We start from the raw sequence: 16,135 nt of genomic DNA, 5'->3' as shown, positions 1-16,135 counted from the left end.
CCCTTATCCCCTTGTCCCCTGCTTCCCCTGCCCCCTGCCTCCCCTGCTCCCTCATCCCTCAATCCTAAATATTTTTCTGATCCTGGTTGCGGTTATAGCTAAGGTAAAAGGTAAAAGAGAGAATTTTTACTTTTAGCTTCCTAGCCTTTGTGAATAACTTGACAACAAACAAACTATCTACACCCCAGTTGTTTAAAGGCATTGCCCTATTTACACCTGGAGGAGATTTAATTTACTGCATCGACCCTAGCAAACAAGGTCGATGGCATTTGCATTTGTGTTCGGCTTTGCAAGAAATTCTAGATTTGCCAGAGCCACCGCACTTTTTAGTGCCTTGTTATACTGCAACTATTGACCACTGGTTAGATCCGCGTACTCAACAAGTGCGAACTTTTGCTGAAGCTTATCCGGCTGTAATTAGACATCAAGCTTTGCTTAATGCCATTTTTGGTACAGGGGATTTAGTATGGCAAGCTGCTCCTTGGCAAGAGGGGTTGTGCGATCGCATGGTGTTAACATCTTATCGTTCCTCATTTGGGCAGCTTTGGGAAGATCACGATTTAATTGTTCGTCTAGACCTTTCTGAACCTGTGCCAAAATACCACCAGCCAGTAATAGTACAAAAAAAGGAAGTAATCACACAAGGCTATGTTCTCCGCTTGTTTGTTGCAGGACATAGCAGTACAACCGAACGCATTCTGCAAAATTTACACGAATTGTTGGAGCGATCGCTCGGACATCCTTATACTCTGAAAGTAATTGATGTTTTAAGTCATCCAGAACAAGCAGAACTCAATCAAGTTTCTGCAACTCCTACCCTTGTCAAAGTTTGGCCGCACCCAATTCGGCGAATCGTTGGAGAGTTGGATCATGTAGAAAAGATTTTACAGATGTTAGCTGCTAAGGAAAAATTTTAAGTTTTATAACGAAATTGGAGCGTTAAAAGTAAAATGCAGAGGTTTGAGAGGTGGCAATTGTTTTTGCTAGAAATCAAAGAAAGTCTGTAGTAAGCTCATGGCTCGTGAACCGCTTTGCAATCAGACTAGTTTTTTTGCCAAGTGCGCGAATGGGTAGGTGTTGGTGAAGAGGTGACTACAAACATGGCTGAATTGCCGTGTATGCAAAGACTTGACGACTGGAGAATCTTGAAGACATCCGCGCACCTTATGTGGACTGACTTTCAGCGATTTTCGTATGACACATTGCCACTCTTCATGTTATGATTTTTCTATTCGCGCTCTTGAACCTTGAAAACCAAATAACACAAAGCTTTCAAATGCCAGCGATTGCAATCAAATAAAATCCCTATTAGGGATTGAAACCAAAGTCAGTCTGCACCAATATTCGTGCTTAATTTATTGCAATCAAATAAAATCCCTATTAGGGATTGAAACCGAGTTTTATCTGCCTATCAATTTATTCAAAAAAATTGCAATCAAATAAAATCCCTATTAGGGATTGAAACTTGCAAAGGGTCTATATAAATACTATTAGGCGCGTTGCATTGCAATCAAATAAAATCCCTATTAGGGATTGAAACCATTCCATGCGCGAACTGAATCAAACCTATAGTATCTATTGCAATCAAATAAAATCCCTATTAGGGATTGAAACTTCTTACCTGCATTGGCAAGCTTGCCACTACTTCTATTGCAATCAAATAAAATCCCTATTAGGGATTGAAACCCAATCCTTCGTAGTATGGACAGGATACAGGTAAAATTGCAATCAAATAAAATCCCTATTAGGGATTGAAACAAGCAGTCCTTTGTTTTCTAACTGTTGAACTTGGATTGCAATCAAATAAAATCCCTATTAGGGATTGAAACCACCAAAGGCAAAGATATTTACGCCTATAAGATTGCAATCAAATAAAATCCCTATTAGGGATTGAAACCTTCCCGTGTTGCGAAGGATGGAGCATTGATTACAACATTTCCATTGCAATCAAATAAAATCCCTATTAGGGATTGAAACCTTCCCGTGCCACTTCTGGCGCGATCTCAGCAAGCAATTGCAATCAAATAAAATCCCTATTAGGGATTGAAACCAGAGCATCCCTACCAACTTTGCCAAATCCCTTGGGATTATTGCAATCAAATAAAATCCCTATTAGGGATTGAAACGAAACCTTAAACCTCGACACAATACACAGCATTTATTGCAATCAAATAAAATCCCTATTAGGGATTGAAACAACTGTCGCGGGCTTGACAGTAAACACTACTAGTAATCCCACATTTAAATTGCATAAGCTGGGCGGGCAATATGACCGCCCCACAAGAGCTACGTTTAATTAGGTTTATGCAATTTAGATGTTTTTTATCCCTCTTGTGCTTAAAAAGCGACAGCTTGGGCTGTCCCCTTGAGATGGATTATTGTATAAGTTTGTTTCTGCCCTTGGTTGAATTGAGGAATCGTAGAAAACCGATTTAATGTTGTGATTCCGTTAGTTACAATTTTGACTTCGTTGCTATATCCCAGGTTTACATGGGGGATGAGCAAGCTAAATGTGGTGAAACCAGTATCTACTGTCTTTTTAATAGTCACAGTCACCAGTGTACCAATTTCCATTTCGACAGTACGGATCTCATCTCCCTGAAAGTTTAATGTCTGTTTCTGATCTTGATAGTTGAAAAGGGGCTTGCCAGTAATGCTTGATGCTGAGTAATTAATACTGACTTTTTCACCTTTAGAATTATATCCTGTGAAATTATATAAGTTCGGTGTTTTTTCTTCTAAGGCATGAGACTGTAATACAGGTATTGCTGTTAAAGCTATACCTAATGCGAATGATGCAATTAAGTTTCTTGTTTGCATATCTCAAAAAGTTCTTGCTAGTTTGACGGAGATACCTACCCTGATGGGATGACAATTAGGAATCAAACCAATCGTAGAAGTAGCCATACCAAAACACTTGTCAAATGGAACACATTGCAATAGTTGTTAATATAATTACAATAATTAGTAACAGTACGTAAATTTATATCTAAAAGAAGATGAAATGAGTGTTACGGGATAGAAACAAAACTTTTTATACCATTATTGTGGACTATTGCTTGTAAGTGTATTGCAAATAAGTCAACGTGAAAACCGACTATTACGGCATAGGAAAAATAAAGCTACCATTAAAAATGTTAAAAAAGCTGAGAATGTTAAGTCTTCTCACTTCCACGAAGTGGTACTAAGGTTTTGTTTTATCAAAACAGAATTCAGGAGTCAGAATACCCTTTCAGGGAAGCAAGCTACAGAATGAATGCTGTACAACTGGTGGATAGCACAGAGGTAGCGAGTCCCTTACTAATTGATTGTGACCGGAGTTGCGGAGTCCCCGGCTTTGCTTCTGAATTCTTCTTCAAAATTAGAAAGTTTGCATTTGGCATTGCTTATGAAGTTACGTTCATATATGTTTTTAGGTTTTTTTCTGAGTCTGCTCCTAACTTTTTTGCCTTTTTCGAGCAATTTCATAAATGCTGCAACACCGACAGCAGTCGCACCTGTATCTGCGGCCTCATTCACCCAAGGGGTTAAAAAAACGGTGTTGGACAATGGCTTAACAGTGCTAACCAAGGAAGTTCATACTGCTCCAGTGGTGAGTGTACAAGTTTGGTATAAAGTTGGTTCCCGTAACGAAGTTAAGGGAGAAAATGGCATTTCTCACCAGCTAGAACATTTGATGTTCAAGGGTACAACTGCCCGCCCAGTGCAGTTTGGAAGATTGTTTAGTGCCTTGGGTAGCCAGTTCAATGCTTTTACTAGTTATGACGAAACAGCTTATTTTGGCACAGTGCAACGAGACAGACTCGAAGCATTGTTGACACTGGAAGCCGATCGCATGGAAAATTCCTTAGTTGGGTCTGAACAACTCACAAGTGAAAAGCGAGTGGTGATATCCGAGTTACAGGGGTACGAAAATTCACCAGGCTATCGTCTGAGTCGGGCAGTAATGCGAGATGCTTTCCCTAACAGAGCTTATGGCTTACCAGTGGGAGGCACAAAAGCTGATGTCGAGAAATTCACGGTGGAGCAGGTACGGAATTATTATCAAACCTACTACAGCCCAGAAAATGCCACGTTAGTAATTACGGGGGATTTTGCCACAGAACCTGTACTCAAAGTTGTTCAAGAAACTTATGGGAAGTTGGCAAAACGATCGCAACAGGGCAATGTAAGGAGAAATGTCGCTCCATCTTCTCCACTTGCCCCTACTACTAAAAAAGCACCGATTGTTTTGAAGCAACCGGGAAGTGCGGCACTGCTACAAGCAGTGTATCCTTTACCAGATATCAAGCATCCTGATGTGCCGGCAATTGATGTGATGGATGCCATTCTCACAGGTGGACGTAGCTCTAGACTTTACCAAGCTTTGGTAGAATCTGGACTCGCTAGTTCAGTGAGTGGCGGTGCTGCCGAACTTATCGAACCAGGTTGGTATGAAATTAATGCTACGGCAGCTCCAGGTCAAGAGTTAAGTAAAATTGCCCAGGTGCTTCAGGAATCTTTAGGAAAGTTGCAACAGCAGCCTGTCACCACAGAAGAATTGAATCGAGCGAAGACGCAACTGCAAGCTTCGTATATCTTGGGTAATCAAGATATTACTAGCCAGGCTACCCAATTGGGATATAACCAAACGATCGCGGGCGATTATCATTTTATTGAACAGTATCTCGCTGCGATCGCTAAAGTCACCCCAGCCCAAGTCCAAAAAGTAGCGAAAACTTACCTAAATCCGGCTAAACAAACCATCGGTTTCTTTGAGCCGACTCAACCAGATGGAAAACCAGGGACTTCTAGCGCTGGTTCTGGGCGCACAGTCGAAAATTTCAGCCCCGGTAAACCTGTAGATCCGGCAGAACTAGCTAAATATCTCCCACCTGCCACATCAGCTACAGATTCGGCCAAACAATCGCTACCAGAAGAGTTTACCTTAAATAATGGTTTGCGGGTTTTGTTGTTACGCGATCGCAGTCTCCCCACTATTAACCTGAGTGGACAAATTGACGCTGGTACTGAATTTGACGGTAATCAAAAAGCTGGATTAGCGAATCTGACTGCGGCCAACTTAATGAATGGGACGCAGACTAAAAATGCTCTTACCCTAGCAAAAACCTTAGAAGACCTGGGAGCCGATTTGAGCTTCAGTGCTAGCCGTGAGGGAGTGAATGTTAGCGGTGAAGGACTTTCAAAGAACCTGCCGATATTGATTCAAACTCTGGCAGATGTGTTAGAAAACGCCACTTTCCCCGCCGACCAGCTAGAATTGAGCCGTCAACGAGCGTTGACAAGTCTTAAAGTCCAGCTAGATGATCCTAGAGGACTAGGACGACAAGTATTCCAGCAGGCAATTTATCCTGAAAATCATCCATTCCATAGCTTTCCTACATTCGAGAGCTTAAAAAGCATTAGTCGTGATGATTTGCTTGGCTTTTATCAGACACACTACCGACCAGATAACACAACGATCGCAATAGTTGGAGACTTTGATCCAGTTAAGGTAAAAACTTTGCTGAATCAGGCGTTTGGCACATGGCAAGCCACAGGTAAGCCACCTGTGCTGAAAATATCATCCGTGCCATTACCGCAAACTTCGACACGTTTAAGCACAATAATTCCTGGTAAAGCTGAGGCTGTTACCTACATCGGCTACAACGGCATCTCTCGCAAAGACCCGCGTTATTATGCAGCACTGATACTGAATCAAATTTTGGGTGGTGATACTTTATCGAGCCGATTGGGTACGGAAGTGCGCGATCGCCTCGGTCTAACCTACGGTATCTATAGTGGTTTTGCCGCCGGCATCAATCCCGGCCCATTCTTGATTCAGATGCAGACTGCTCCTGGAGATACCCAAAAAGCGATTGCCAGTACTCTCGCTTTACTTAAACAGTTGCGCGAACAAGGAGTAACTGAGGCTGAATTCAACACGGCAAAACGCTCACTTACTAATAGCTACCCCGTGGATTTAGCTAATCCCAGTAATGTATCAAGTATCATTTTGGATAATGCTGTCTTGGGACTTTCACGATCAGAAATCCGAGACTTTCCTCAACGGATTCAAGCAGTCACTATGGCTCAAATGCAACAGGCAATTGAGGATTTAATTAAGCCAGAAAATCTGGTAATTGTCACCGCCGGGCCTGGAGAGATTGTACCTAAAGGCGGTTAATTAACTCACTGAATTTTGAATTTTGGATAATGGAATTGAAAGATTCAAAATTCAAAATTTAACCTGACAGTGCTAAGAGACACATAGCTAAACATTTTGAGAGAGTATTTCTCTATCTAACGGAGGAATTGAGAAAGATAGTATCAGGACAAAATAAACAGATATTCCGATCACCTGACGAACTTTAACTCCTATTTCCCCATTTCTAGATAGAAATGAGGAATTTTTTTTCAAAAGCTACCAACGTGGAATTCCAATGAAATATTTATCTGTCTTTAGGAGGAATAAGATCAAGTCTAAAAATAATAAAAACTTAAGTAGCCCGATTACCCTACCGAACTTTGTTCTAGCTCTCCCCATGTTTTTACCTAACGGGGGAGAGTTTATTTAAACAATCGATGGCTGCACCAAGACAGATGAGAGTTCTTGCAAATCAATCAGCTTAGTTTAATCCTTGATTATCCCTAATCATCGGGAAAATAATTTTTAATGGCGCTTTCATATTGCTAATGCAATTCATAAAAAAGTATGTAACTAGAGAAATCTTAACTTATAACTATCGCAATAACTATCTAGGCATAAATAAATTTAAAGTTTGTAGTAAGGACTTTAGTCCTGATATTCCTTGCTCTGAGCGATAAATCGCTCACTACAAACTAAGAGTTTATTTTATATTTAATTATGTCTACCTACTTATCTTGTTTTTCCGATTTTATTTTTCTTCTTTCTTTTCTTCCAAATTGGTTATCTTCGCATTTGGCATCAGGATATAGTTTTCCTGGCTCTGTTTTTCTTCTTTCTTTTCTTGTATAACTTGAGTGGAATATATTTCAACATCTCGTTGAATAACATCTTCTACATTACCCGCGAAAAGATTAAACGCCTGTTGGTGGCTTGTATAATCACGATAAGGGCCTGTCAACTGGGAGAATTGCCACCCTTGGGTTTTCAAAGATTCAACTGTACGACGATAGTGTCGCCAACGTTCACCGTAATGAAAAAACTCTTCAATGGCAGCACTAATAGCAACAATTTGACTTAAACCAAAAGTTGACCAGATAATGATATTTCTGGATCTTTCATTAACTTGTAAGGGAGAAGTAATGTTAATGTTTAAACTTACCAGCGCTGGGAGAATTACACCGCCAATAATAGTTGTTATCCGTAACAAATAATGGCGATCGCGTGATAAATTAGCCTTACCTTCCATCCAGAGTACTTGGTCTAACCAGCGCGATCGCAAAAAATGCCTTTGCCCATCGCCTAAATTCATACCTTCAAATAACTTGTTAAAATCTTCCTTTAAAAATTCCTGATAACTATCTTTTTTTGCCATTATTCACTCCTAATTAGACAGCAAATCTTTAATTATTTGGCCTAAATTTTTAACCCCATTCTCGATGTCAATCAAGTTGACGTATTGTAATATACCAGATTTTGCTAACTTTTTAGCTCGCTCATCAGTACCCTCTCCACGCAAGGCATCGGCAAGGATATCTGCGGTTCTACCACTACCAGCAATCACAACAACTAACCTTCCAGTATTAACGCTATAAAACGCATCATCAAAGGTGATCTCACCACCGTTTAAAAGTACAGTTACTGAAGGTGCATTATTGGCCAGCATAGTTGCAACGTCAGATATCCAAGGTGATTCGTCGCCCCAATTATCACCAGGAACCAGTACAAAATGAGTATGGTTTGGCTCTAACGGTGTCAAATCAGAACCGGGTTCTTGTTGATCAGGTAAAGCCACTTTGTTTTCGGGTGTTACACCAATCAAAGCAAACTTAGCACCTATCTGGCTACGAGCCTCACCCATCAATTGCATAACTCCCGCATCCGTACCTCCATCGACAACATAAGCACCCAAACTTTCGGCTATTGGGGCTAAAACTTCCGTAAACAACCGTTTAATCCGAAGAAAATCAGCTTCACTGATTTTACTTGCACCCCCTACCACTACTAAAATAGAACGCGAACCGCCAAGCCCTATTTGCTCAAGAGCATCTGGTAATTCGGCTTGTCGATCGACTCGAATAGCTAATGCTGTTTGTCCTCTGTCAAAGGTAAATTTCAAAGGATTTTTCATTTGTCCACAATTTTGACTGATTAAGTTTCCCAGGGTAGAGGTTCCTAGCCATGTTCCGCAAGGGTTGTATTACCGACAATTAATTGTCGAAGCGTTCAGATTTTTGTTCTACCGAGGAGCGATGTCTCCGACGGGTGGTTCCTGAGCGCAGCCGTTTCGTGGAAGCAAGCTACGCGAAGCGTCTCCGACAGGAGAAGGGCTACGCCTATGTCAGAAGTATTATTTGGTGCAGCTTCAAAAAGCAACGTTATGATAATTAATGCATTAATCAAGCTTACGCCTAATAATAAATAAGTTGGCACAAACAAACCTCTAGAATACGGAGACGATTAATCGCCTCTATAAAGCTGTTAGGTACTGTGCCAAACCAAAATCAGCCGTTGTACAAATTTCCATAAGGATAATTGAAGTGACTAGGACTAATTCAGACTTTCTTTCCTCCACCGATCCAGCGATCGCGGAGTTAATCAACGACGAACTACAACGCCAGCGAGATCACTTGGAGCTGATTGCTAGCGAAAACTTTACTTCTGCTGCGGTACTGGCGGCTCAAGGTTCGGTACTGACAAATAAATATGCCGAGGGGTTGCCTGGTAAACGCTACTATGGCGGTTGTGAGTATGTTGACAAAATCGAGCAACTAGCTATCAATCGTGCTAAACAGATATTTGGCGCTGCTCATGCCAATGTCCAACCCCATTCTGGCGCACAAGCCAATTTTGCAGTATTTTTGTCGCTTCTGGAACCAGGGGACAAAATTATGGGGATGGATTTGTCTCATGGGGGACATCTCACCCACGGTTCACCTGTAAACGTTTCAGGTAAGTGGTTCCAAGTTAGCCACTATGGTGTCAGTCAACAAACAGAACAACTTGACTATGACCAAATTCGGGAGCTGGCGCTGAGGGAGCGTCCTAAGCTCTTGATTTGTGGTTATTCGGCTTATCCCCGGATAATTGATTTTGAAAAATTCCGTAGTATTGCTGATGAAGTCGGTGCTTATTTACTTGCCGATATCGCTCATATTGCTGGTTTAGTTGCTAGCGGTCTTCATCCCGATCCCATTCCTCATTGTCATGTAGTAACAACAACTACGCATAAGACTCTCCGCGGACCCAGAGGTGGTTTAATCTTGACCAGCGACGCAGAACTAGGTAAAAAACTAGATAAATCTGTTTTTCCTGGTACTCAGGGCGGGCCATTGGAACACGTCATTGCTGGTAAAGCAGTGGCTTTTGGAGAAGCTCTAAAGCCTGAGTTTAAAACCTATTCTGCCCAAGTAATTGAAAATGCTCGTGCTTTGGCAGAACAACTACAAAGTCGTGGTTTAAAATTAGTGTCAAATGGCACTGACAACCATTTACTCCTAGTGGATTTACGCTCTGTAAATCTAACTGGTAAGCAAGCCGATAAGCTAGTCAGTACTGTAAATATTACTGCTAACAAGAATACCATTCCCTTTGATCCACAATCGCCATTTGTTACCAGTGGTCTGAGATTAGGTTCGCCAGCAATGACAACACGGGGCTTAGGAGTAGCAGAATTTACCGAGATTGCAAATATTATTAGCGATCGCCTGCTTTCTCCAGATTCCGACGTAGTAACCCAAGATTGTCGGCAACGGGTAGCAGCATTGTGCGATCGCTTCCCCTTATATCCTCACCTGGAAATTCCTGTACCAGCACTAGCATAATTGGGCATGGGGCATTGGGCATAGAACATTGGTAAATAATTCTTCTTCCCCAATTCCCCATTCCCCATTTCCCATTCCCATTCCCAATTCCCAATTCCCAATTCCAATGAGTGCAGAAATTATTTGTGTTGGTACTGAATTGCTGTTAGGAGATATCCTCAACGGCAATGCTCAATATTTGGCGCAACAATTAGCGCAGCTAGGAATTCCCCACTACTATCAAACAGTAGTTGGGGATAATCCAGAACGGTTGAAGCAAGTTATAGAAATTGCTATTTCCAGAGCGCAAATTCTCATTTTCACTGGTGGACTCGGCCCCACACCAGATGATCTCACCTGCGAAACCATCGCCGATTTTTTTAAAACCCCTTTGGTAGAAAACCCAGAAATCATCGAAGATATAACCCAGAAATTCGCCCAACGTGGTCGGGTTATGTCACCAAGTAACCGCAAACAGGCTTTGATTCCCCAAGGTGCAGAAATTCTCCCCAACCCCACAGGAACAGCACCCGGTATCATTTGGCAACCTCGTCCTGAAATCACAATTTTTACCTTTCCCGGTGTTCCCAGTGAAATGTACCCAATGTGGGAAGAAACAGCTGTCCCATTTCTCAAAAGTCAAGGTTGGGGTAAAGAAATTATTTACAGCCGGAGTTTAAAATTTTGGGGTATTGGTGAATCTGCTTTGGCGGAAAAAGTTGCTTCTTATTTGAAGTTGCCAAATCCCACAGTAGCCCCTTATGCAGGTAAGGGGGAAGTAAGATTGCGAGTTTCTGCTAAAGCCACTTCCGAAGCAGCCGCAGAAGAACTAATTGCGCCCATTGAGAAACAACTTAAAGAAATTGCCGGACTAGATTTTTACGGCGTTAATAATGATACTCTTGCTTCCGTTGTCGGTGAGTTATTGCGGGCATCAAAAGAAACGCTTTCAGTGGCAGAATCTTGCACTGGTGGCGGTTTAGGGCAAATGTTGACCGAAATTTCTGGAAGTTCTGATTACTTTTGGGGTGGAGTAATTTCTTATGACAATTCGGTGAAGGTTGGGCTGCTGGGGGTTAACCAGGAAGATTTAGATAAATTTGGGGCAGTAAGTGCAACTGTTGCAGAGCAAATGGCTGTTGGGGTAAAAACCCGCCTTGCAACAACTTGGGGATTGAGTATTACTGGTATTGCTGGCCCAACTGGAGGGACAGATACCAAGCCAGTGGGTTTAGTTTACGTTGGTTTAGCTGGCCCAAAGGATGAAGTGACAAGTTTTGAGTATCAGTTTGGTACAGTGCGAGGCCGCGCTCTAATTCGTCATGTCAGCGCGAATGCAGCGTTAGATAATCTGCGGCGGAAGTTGTTGACGAGGTAAAAGGTATGTTATTTTTGTCATACAAATGTATGACAAGCTTACCTAACCATGCGAATTAATGCGCGATTAGATGATGAGTATGCTGACAAACTAGCCTTTATTCAACAGCAGACTAATCAGGCAGTAACAGATGTGATTAAGTCTGCTATTGAATTGTATTACCAGCAGCTTCAGCAGGAGCAAAAGAATCCTTTCTCAATGCTCACCCAAACAGGCTTTATTGGTTGCGGTGAGTCACATCCGGATCTATCTGTAAATTACAAATCAATTTTAAGAGATGGTTTAAAAGCTAAGTATGATTATCGTTGATACTGGCTTTTGGTTAGCATTGGCAAATCGCAATGACTTGTACCACACTCAAGCAATAACAGTACTTGCCAATGTCAACGAACCTCTGATTACGACTGGGGCTGTCGTTACAGAGACTTGCTATCTACTGCTAACAAAGATGGCGAACCACGCGCAAGTAAGTTTCATTAATAACTTATTTTTAGGGGCCTTTACGGTTTTTGATTTGCAACCCCATCATGGTAAACGCATTTGTGAACTGATGGAAAAATATGCGAACTTACCAATGGATCTGGCCGATGCTTCGTTAGTAGTTTTAGCAGAACATCTGGGGCGTGGAAGGATTTTGTCTATAGATTTTAGAGATTTTAATGCTTACCGTTGGAAAAATCAGTATCCGTTTGAAAATCTGATGGTATGTTAAAAAACTAAATTATGACTTACGCAGCTATGAGCAAAATTTCTATTCTTAAACCAAATCACTCATACACTTCCAGAAACTATTTTGAGATGTTATTCGATCCAGAAGATACACTGTCCGAATTTGGCTATTCTTTAAAACGTTCCTCTCTGAATCTACAAAAGTCCAAAGTGTAGAAATGTCGAAAAAGCGTAAATTGCTAGAGAAAGTTCTTTCTGGTTCTAAGAATATCCAATTTAATGAACTGGTGACTTTGGTTGAGGCGTTTGGATTTTCTCTATCACGGGTTAATGGCAGCCACCACATATTTACTAATCCAGATATTCCTGAGCTTGTTAACCTGCAAAATTGAAAGGGCGAAGCTGTTCCATATCAAGTCCGTCAATTTTTGATTTTGATTGAAAAATATACACTTACTTTGGAGGATGAAGAATGAAAAACTATCATATTAATATCTTCTACAGTCAAGAAGATGAGGGCTATATTGCTGATATTCCTGATTTGAAATACTGTTCAGCATTTGGTTCAACTGAAGAAGAAGCACTTCATGAAGTTTTGAAAGCAAAAGAAGCATGGTTAGATGCTGCGAAAAAGGAGGGAAAACTAATTCCTGAACCGAGATATCGTCCTGCAATTTACCAGATAGCCTCATGATTAGTAGAGATGCGATGTCTGATGACAAGCCGTTCCGCGTCTACGCACTTTTATGTAGAGATTGCGATCGCCTTTGCTAAAAAATCTTAATACCAGTATTCAGGTTATTTAATTGCAGCTAAATCATAGTTAAACTTTTTGTTAATAGAATCTATAGCCTTAGCTTCTGCTGGTGTAATTACCCCGTCTAGATGAGCAATTTTTTGACATTGCGCCAGTAGAGGTACGGCAAAGTCACTATTAAGTTGCTCAAGTAAAGTTTCTAAAGATGGTAGCGATTTTATATTACCTGTAATCGCATCGATTGAGGCAGGACTAAGATTCGCAGCTTGTAATTCTAGCAAAATATCTTTCCAAGATTTATCTGGATTTCCCGCTAAGACAATATGAACCAAAATTTGATCCATAATCTTTTCTTGGGAGATAGCAGCTTCAAGATATTGTTCACTCTCTAGTTGTGTATCATATATAGTACTGGTGAGAATCTTAGCAATAACTTAGTTTGATTATTTCCACTCATTAGATGCAAAGTAACATTTGATACGTTTAAATTATAATCATCAGTTATCCAACTCCTACCCATCAGCACAATTAATCACGGGATCGCTTGCTGTATTCTTCACGATTTGTTACAAAAGTACAAAGAACTTCTAGAGACTAAGAACCACATGTTCGGCGGACTTACTGGTTTACAAGATCCTAAAGGCACTGATTGGGGTGAGCGGATGCTCAACACGGTCGCCAGCCAAACGATTCGCCACCTGTTTACCCAAAGCGAGTCAGTAGAAGTCTTTGTGCGCTGCTACCCCTCCAGCAAGCTCTTGCAAGGCAGCATTGATAGCTTCAAAATGAGCGGTCGTGGCTTGGTGATTCGGAGAGATTTCGCAGTAGAAGAGATGTCTTTTGAAACTGATGCGGTGGCTATTGACTTCGGCTCGGTTTTAAAGGGCAAACTTAGTCTTAAGCAACCCACTCAAGCGATCGCTCAAGTAATTTTATCAGAAGCAGGCATTAACCAAGCCTTTAATGCGGAACTGGTGAAAAAGCGCTTGCTTAACCTCACCGTGCCATCACTGACAGAATTATCTGGCGGAGAACCAGTCTCCTTTACAGATGTTCAGGTACAGCTATTGCCAGAAAATCGGTTGCAGGTTGTAGCAAAAGCAGATTTAAACAATGGCGAACTTGTGCCCCTGAGCATGATTTTAACTGTAGGTATTGAAAGGCGGCGGCGAGTTTCTTTCAAAGATCCAAAAATTCAACTTGATCAAGTTCCAGAAGCACAACGAGAAATTTCGCAAACCTTGAGCGTAGCGCTGGTAGAAATTTTAGATAATATGGTTGATTTGGATCGTTTTGACCTCGATGGAGTGAAAATGCGGCTCAACCGACTAGAAACTGAAGGTCAAAAACTTATTTTCAGTGGATATGCTGAAATCGAGCGTATTCCAAGTAGCAGCTAATATGAAATGAACACGTAAAATATCAAAGTAAAGTCTTTCTGAGCAACTTTGTGTAAAACTTTAAACAAATTAAATACCGCCTAGATTATTCTAGGCGGTACTTTAAATTTTTAGGTTTTTAAGGGATTTCGGAGTAATTGATTACAGGTTGTAATTCATTTTTACTTATCACCCCTAACTCCCAATACGGTTTGCTTAAGATCCCCCCGCCTGCGGCGATCCCCTTTTTAAGGGGGTATAAAGAGGGTTAAAAGATCCCCTTAAAAAGGCAGGGCTGTTTCATTCGATCTCTTAGAGATTTTGTCAAGAGTAGGAGTCAGAAATTTGCTTAATTTGCTAATCGAAAAGCTACCACCTCAACGAGTAAATTTCAGTGCGATCGCGATTTTCTTGCCCAATCAGATTTTTTAGTCACATGACTTTTTTGCCTGAAACGCTTGTAAATCAGAGCCTTTTAGGGAATGAAACGGCCCTGCCTTAAAAAGGGTGCTTGGGGGGATCTTCAAAAGATTAAAACTTTAACCGAACCGTATTGCCATAACTTCCTAACTCTCTACCTTCCCACGCCTACATATTGGAATCCAGCGCGGATCAGTGTTTCAGGGTCGAGGAAGTTACGACCATCGATGATAACGGGGTGGGCCATCAGTTTCGCCATCTTCACATAGTCGAGAGTGCTGAACTGCTGCCATTCGGTGACGAGTACTAAGGCATCGCAGCCGTCAGCTAACCTTTCGGCATCGGTTTCTACTAACACGCCAGAAAGACCATGACGCATACCTGTTTGGGAAATAATAGGATCGTAGGCTTTAACTTTGGCTCCTAGTCTGTTTAGCTGCTCAATTAAAATGAGGGCTGGAGCATCACGTAAGTCATCGGTATCTGGCTTGAAGGTCAGTCCGAGTAGTCCGACTGTTTTGCCTTTGAGAATTTTCAGAACTTGTTGGAGTTTCTCCAGAGCAATCAAGCGTTGGCGTTCGTTAACACTAACGGCAGATTTTAGTAACTGGGCTTCATAACCATAGTCATCAGCAGTATGAATCAGAGCCGAGACATCTTTGGGAAAGCAGGAACCACCCCAACCGATACCAGCTTGTAAAAACTTGTTACCAATGCGGGAGTCTAAACCAATACCTTTGGCTACCTGGGTGACATCAGCACCGACGCGATCGCAAATATTAGCAACTTCGTTAATAAAACTAATCTTAGTGGCTAAAAAGGCATTAGCGGCGTATTTAATCATCTCCGCCGAACTCAGGTCTGTTGCCAGAATTGGCACTGGGGGTAAAGATTGATCCTCAGCGTACTTGCGTTCCACAATCGGGGCATACAGTTGTTGCATTAATGCTACTGCTCTTTGACTATTGCCTCCTAGTACAATGCGATCGGGGTTGAAAGTGTCGTGAACAGCCGAACCTTCGCGCAAAAACTCTGGATTGCTTACTACATCAAACTCGGCTACAAATTCAGGTAATTTCTGATCACTCGGCACTCCACCTGCGGGTATCAATGTTTTTTGCCGCTCTGCAACACCATCTAGAACAAGCATCCGCACCCAATCACCTGAGCCAATGGGGACTGTAGACTTATTCACTATCACCTTATAACCACCGTTGAGATTTTCGCCAATCCCACGGGCTACAGCTTCAACGTAACGAGTATCACTTTCACCAGTTGGCAAAGGTGGTGTTCCCACAGCAATAAACAGAATTTCACCGTGGGAAACTCCAGCAGCAAGATCGCTTGTAAAATGAATCTTCTGTGTTTGAATGGCAGACTGCATAATTTCTGAGAGTCCCGGTTCAAAAATTGGGGACTGTCCAGACTTCATTAACTTAACTTTTTCTTCGTTGTTGTCTACGCAAATTACATCATGCCCAATATGAGCCAAGCAAGCACCTGTAACTAAACCAACGTAGCCAGTACCAATCACGCAAACACGCATTCTTTAACTCCCTAATTTTTTTTGGTGTAGTCTTCAAAAAGAAGTTATCAATATGA

General features: G+C 41.6%; 14 protein-coding genes and 1 CRISPR repeat array. Of the genes, 9 read left to right on the top strand and 5 right to left on the bottom strand.

Annotation, left to right across the window (positions count from 1 at the left end):
* Positions 1 to 149: 149 nt before the first annotated feature.
* Positions 150 to 917, top strand: a complete 768-nt coding sequence (locus tag FD724_RS26075; protein ID WP_114083392.1) for a circadian clock KaiB family protein — start codon at positions 150 to 152, stop codon at positions 915 to 917.
* 368 nt (positions 918 to 1,285) lie between these two features.
* Positions 1,286 to 2,197: direct repeats of the CRISPR family, unit length 37 nt; unit sequence ATTGCAATCAAATAAAATCCCTATTAGGGATTGAAAC.
* 140 nt (positions 2,198 to 2,337) lie between these two features.
* On the opposite strand, the gene FD724_RS26070 is transcribed toward FD724_RS26075, so the two are convergent.
* A complete protein-coding gene (locus tag FD724_RS26070; RefSeq protein ID WP_218651478.1) occupies positions 2,338 to 2,820 on the bottom strand; it encodes a hypothetical protein in 483 nt (160 codons plus the stop codon).
* 568 nt (positions 2,821 to 3,388) lie between these two features.
* On the opposite strand from FD724_RS26070, the gene FD724_RS26065 reads away from it, so the two are divergent.
* On the top strand, positions 3,389 to 6,166 hold the full coding sequence (locus FD724_RS26065; protein WP_179074589.1) for a pitrilysin family protein: 2,778 nt from the start codon (positions 3,389 to 3,391) through the stop codon (positions 6,164 to 6,166).
* Between the two features lie 712 nt (positions 6,167 to 6,878).
* Here the strand turns inward: FD724_RS26065 and FD724_RS26060 are convergent.
* Together FD724_RS26060 and FD724_RS26055 are read right to left on the bottom strand one after the other, a co-directional pair.
* Positions 6,879 to 7,502 (bottom strand): DUF4231 domain-containing protein, encoded by a 624-nt coding sequence (locus tag FD724_RS26060; RefSeq protein ID WP_179074588.1) that lies wholly within the window; start codon positions 7,500 to 7,502, stop codon positions 6,879 to 6,881.
* Between the two features lie 9 nt (positions 7,503 to 7,511).
* Positions 7,512 to 8,258, bottom strand: coding sequence for a hypothetical protein (locus FD724_RS26055; protein WP_179074587.1), 747 nt, complete (start codon positions 8,256 to 8,258; stop codon positions 7,512 to 7,514).
* A gap of 409 nt (positions 8,259 to 8,667) precedes the next feature.
* On the opposite strand from FD724_RS26055, the gene glyA reads away from it, so the two are divergent.
* From glyA to FD724_RS26025, 6 genes are all read left to right on the top strand, one after another.
* Positions 8,668 to 9,951, top strand: a complete 1,284-nt coding sequence (glyA, locus tag FD724_RS26050; protein ID WP_179074586.1) for a serine hydroxymethyltransferase — start codon at positions 8,668 to 8,670, stop codon at positions 9,949 to 9,951.
* Positions 9,952 to 10,057: 106 nt separating this feature from the next.
* Positions 10,058 to 11,308: a competence/damage-inducible protein A gene (locus tag FD724_RS26045; protein WP_179075630.1), complete on the top strand. Its 1,251-nt coding sequence runs from the start codon at positions 10,058 to 10,060 to the stop codon at positions 11,306 to 11,308.
* 48 nt (positions 11,309 to 11,356) lie between these two features.
* Positions 11,357 to 11,617 carry a CopG family transcriptional regulator gene (locus FD724_RS26040; RefSeq protein ID WP_114083387.1) on the top strand — a complete coding sequence of 87 codons (261 nt, stop codon included), beginning with the start codon at positions 11,357 to 11,359 and terminating at the stop codon, positions 11,615 to 11,617.
* Positions 11,604 to 12,020, top strand: coding sequence for a type II toxin-antitoxin system VapC family toxin (locus FD724_RS26035; protein ID WP_179074585.1), 417 nt, complete (start codon positions 11,604 to 11,606; stop codon positions 12,018 to 12,020). The genes FD724_RS26040 and FD724_RS26035 overlap by 14 nt, the downstream gene beginning before the upstream one ends.
* Positions 12,021 to 12,195: 175 nt before the next feature.
* On the top strand, positions 12,196 to 12,369 hold the full coding sequence (locus FD724_RS26030; protein WP_242060711.1) for a type II toxin-antitoxin system HicA family toxin: 174 nt from the start codon (positions 12,196 to 12,198) through the stop codon (positions 12,367 to 12,369).
* Positions 12,370 to 12,449: 80 nt separating this feature from the next.
* A complete protein-coding gene (locus FD724_RS26025) occupies positions 12,450 to 12,671 on the top strand; it encodes a type II toxin-antitoxin system HicB family antitoxin (protein ID WP_179074584.1) in 222 nt (73 codons plus the stop codon).
* A 104-nt stretch (positions 12,672 to 12,775) separates the two neighbouring features.
* Here the strand turns inward: FD724_RS26025 and FD724_RS26020 are convergent, their stop codons facing one another.
* Positions 12,776 to 13,078, bottom strand: a complete 303-nt coding sequence (locus FD724_RS26020) for a hypothetical protein (RefSeq protein ID WP_242060710.1) — start codon at positions 13,076 to 13,078, stop codon at positions 12,776 to 12,778.
* A 261-nt stretch (positions 13,079 to 13,339) separates the two neighbouring features.
* Between FD724_RS26020 and FD724_RS26015 the strand changes: the two genes are divergently transcribed.
* A complete protein-coding gene (locus tag FD724_RS26015) occupies positions 13,340 to 14,134 on the top strand; it encodes a DUF2993 domain-containing protein (protein WP_179074583.1) in 795 nt (264 codons plus the stop codon).
* 553 nt (positions 14,135 to 14,687) lie between these two features.
* Here FD724_RS26015 and FD724_RS26010 read toward each other — a convergent pair.
* Complete coding sequence (locus FD724_RS26010) at positions 14,688 to 16,079, bottom strand: UDP-glucose/GDP-mannose dehydrogenase family protein (protein ID WP_114083384.1); 1,392 nt, start codon at positions 16,077 to 16,079, stop codon at positions 14,688 to 14,690.
* Between the last annotated feature and the right edge of the window lie 56 nt (positions 16,080 to 16,135).

The organism is Nostoc sp. C057, assembly GCF_013393925.1.
Classification (GTDB): Bacteria; Cyanobacteriota; Cyanobacteriia; order Cyanobacteriales; family Nostocaceae; genus Nostoc; species Nostoc muscorum_A.
Note: the sequence above shows the minus strand (reverse complement) of the source record. Positions and strands in the feature narration are given on the sequence as shown.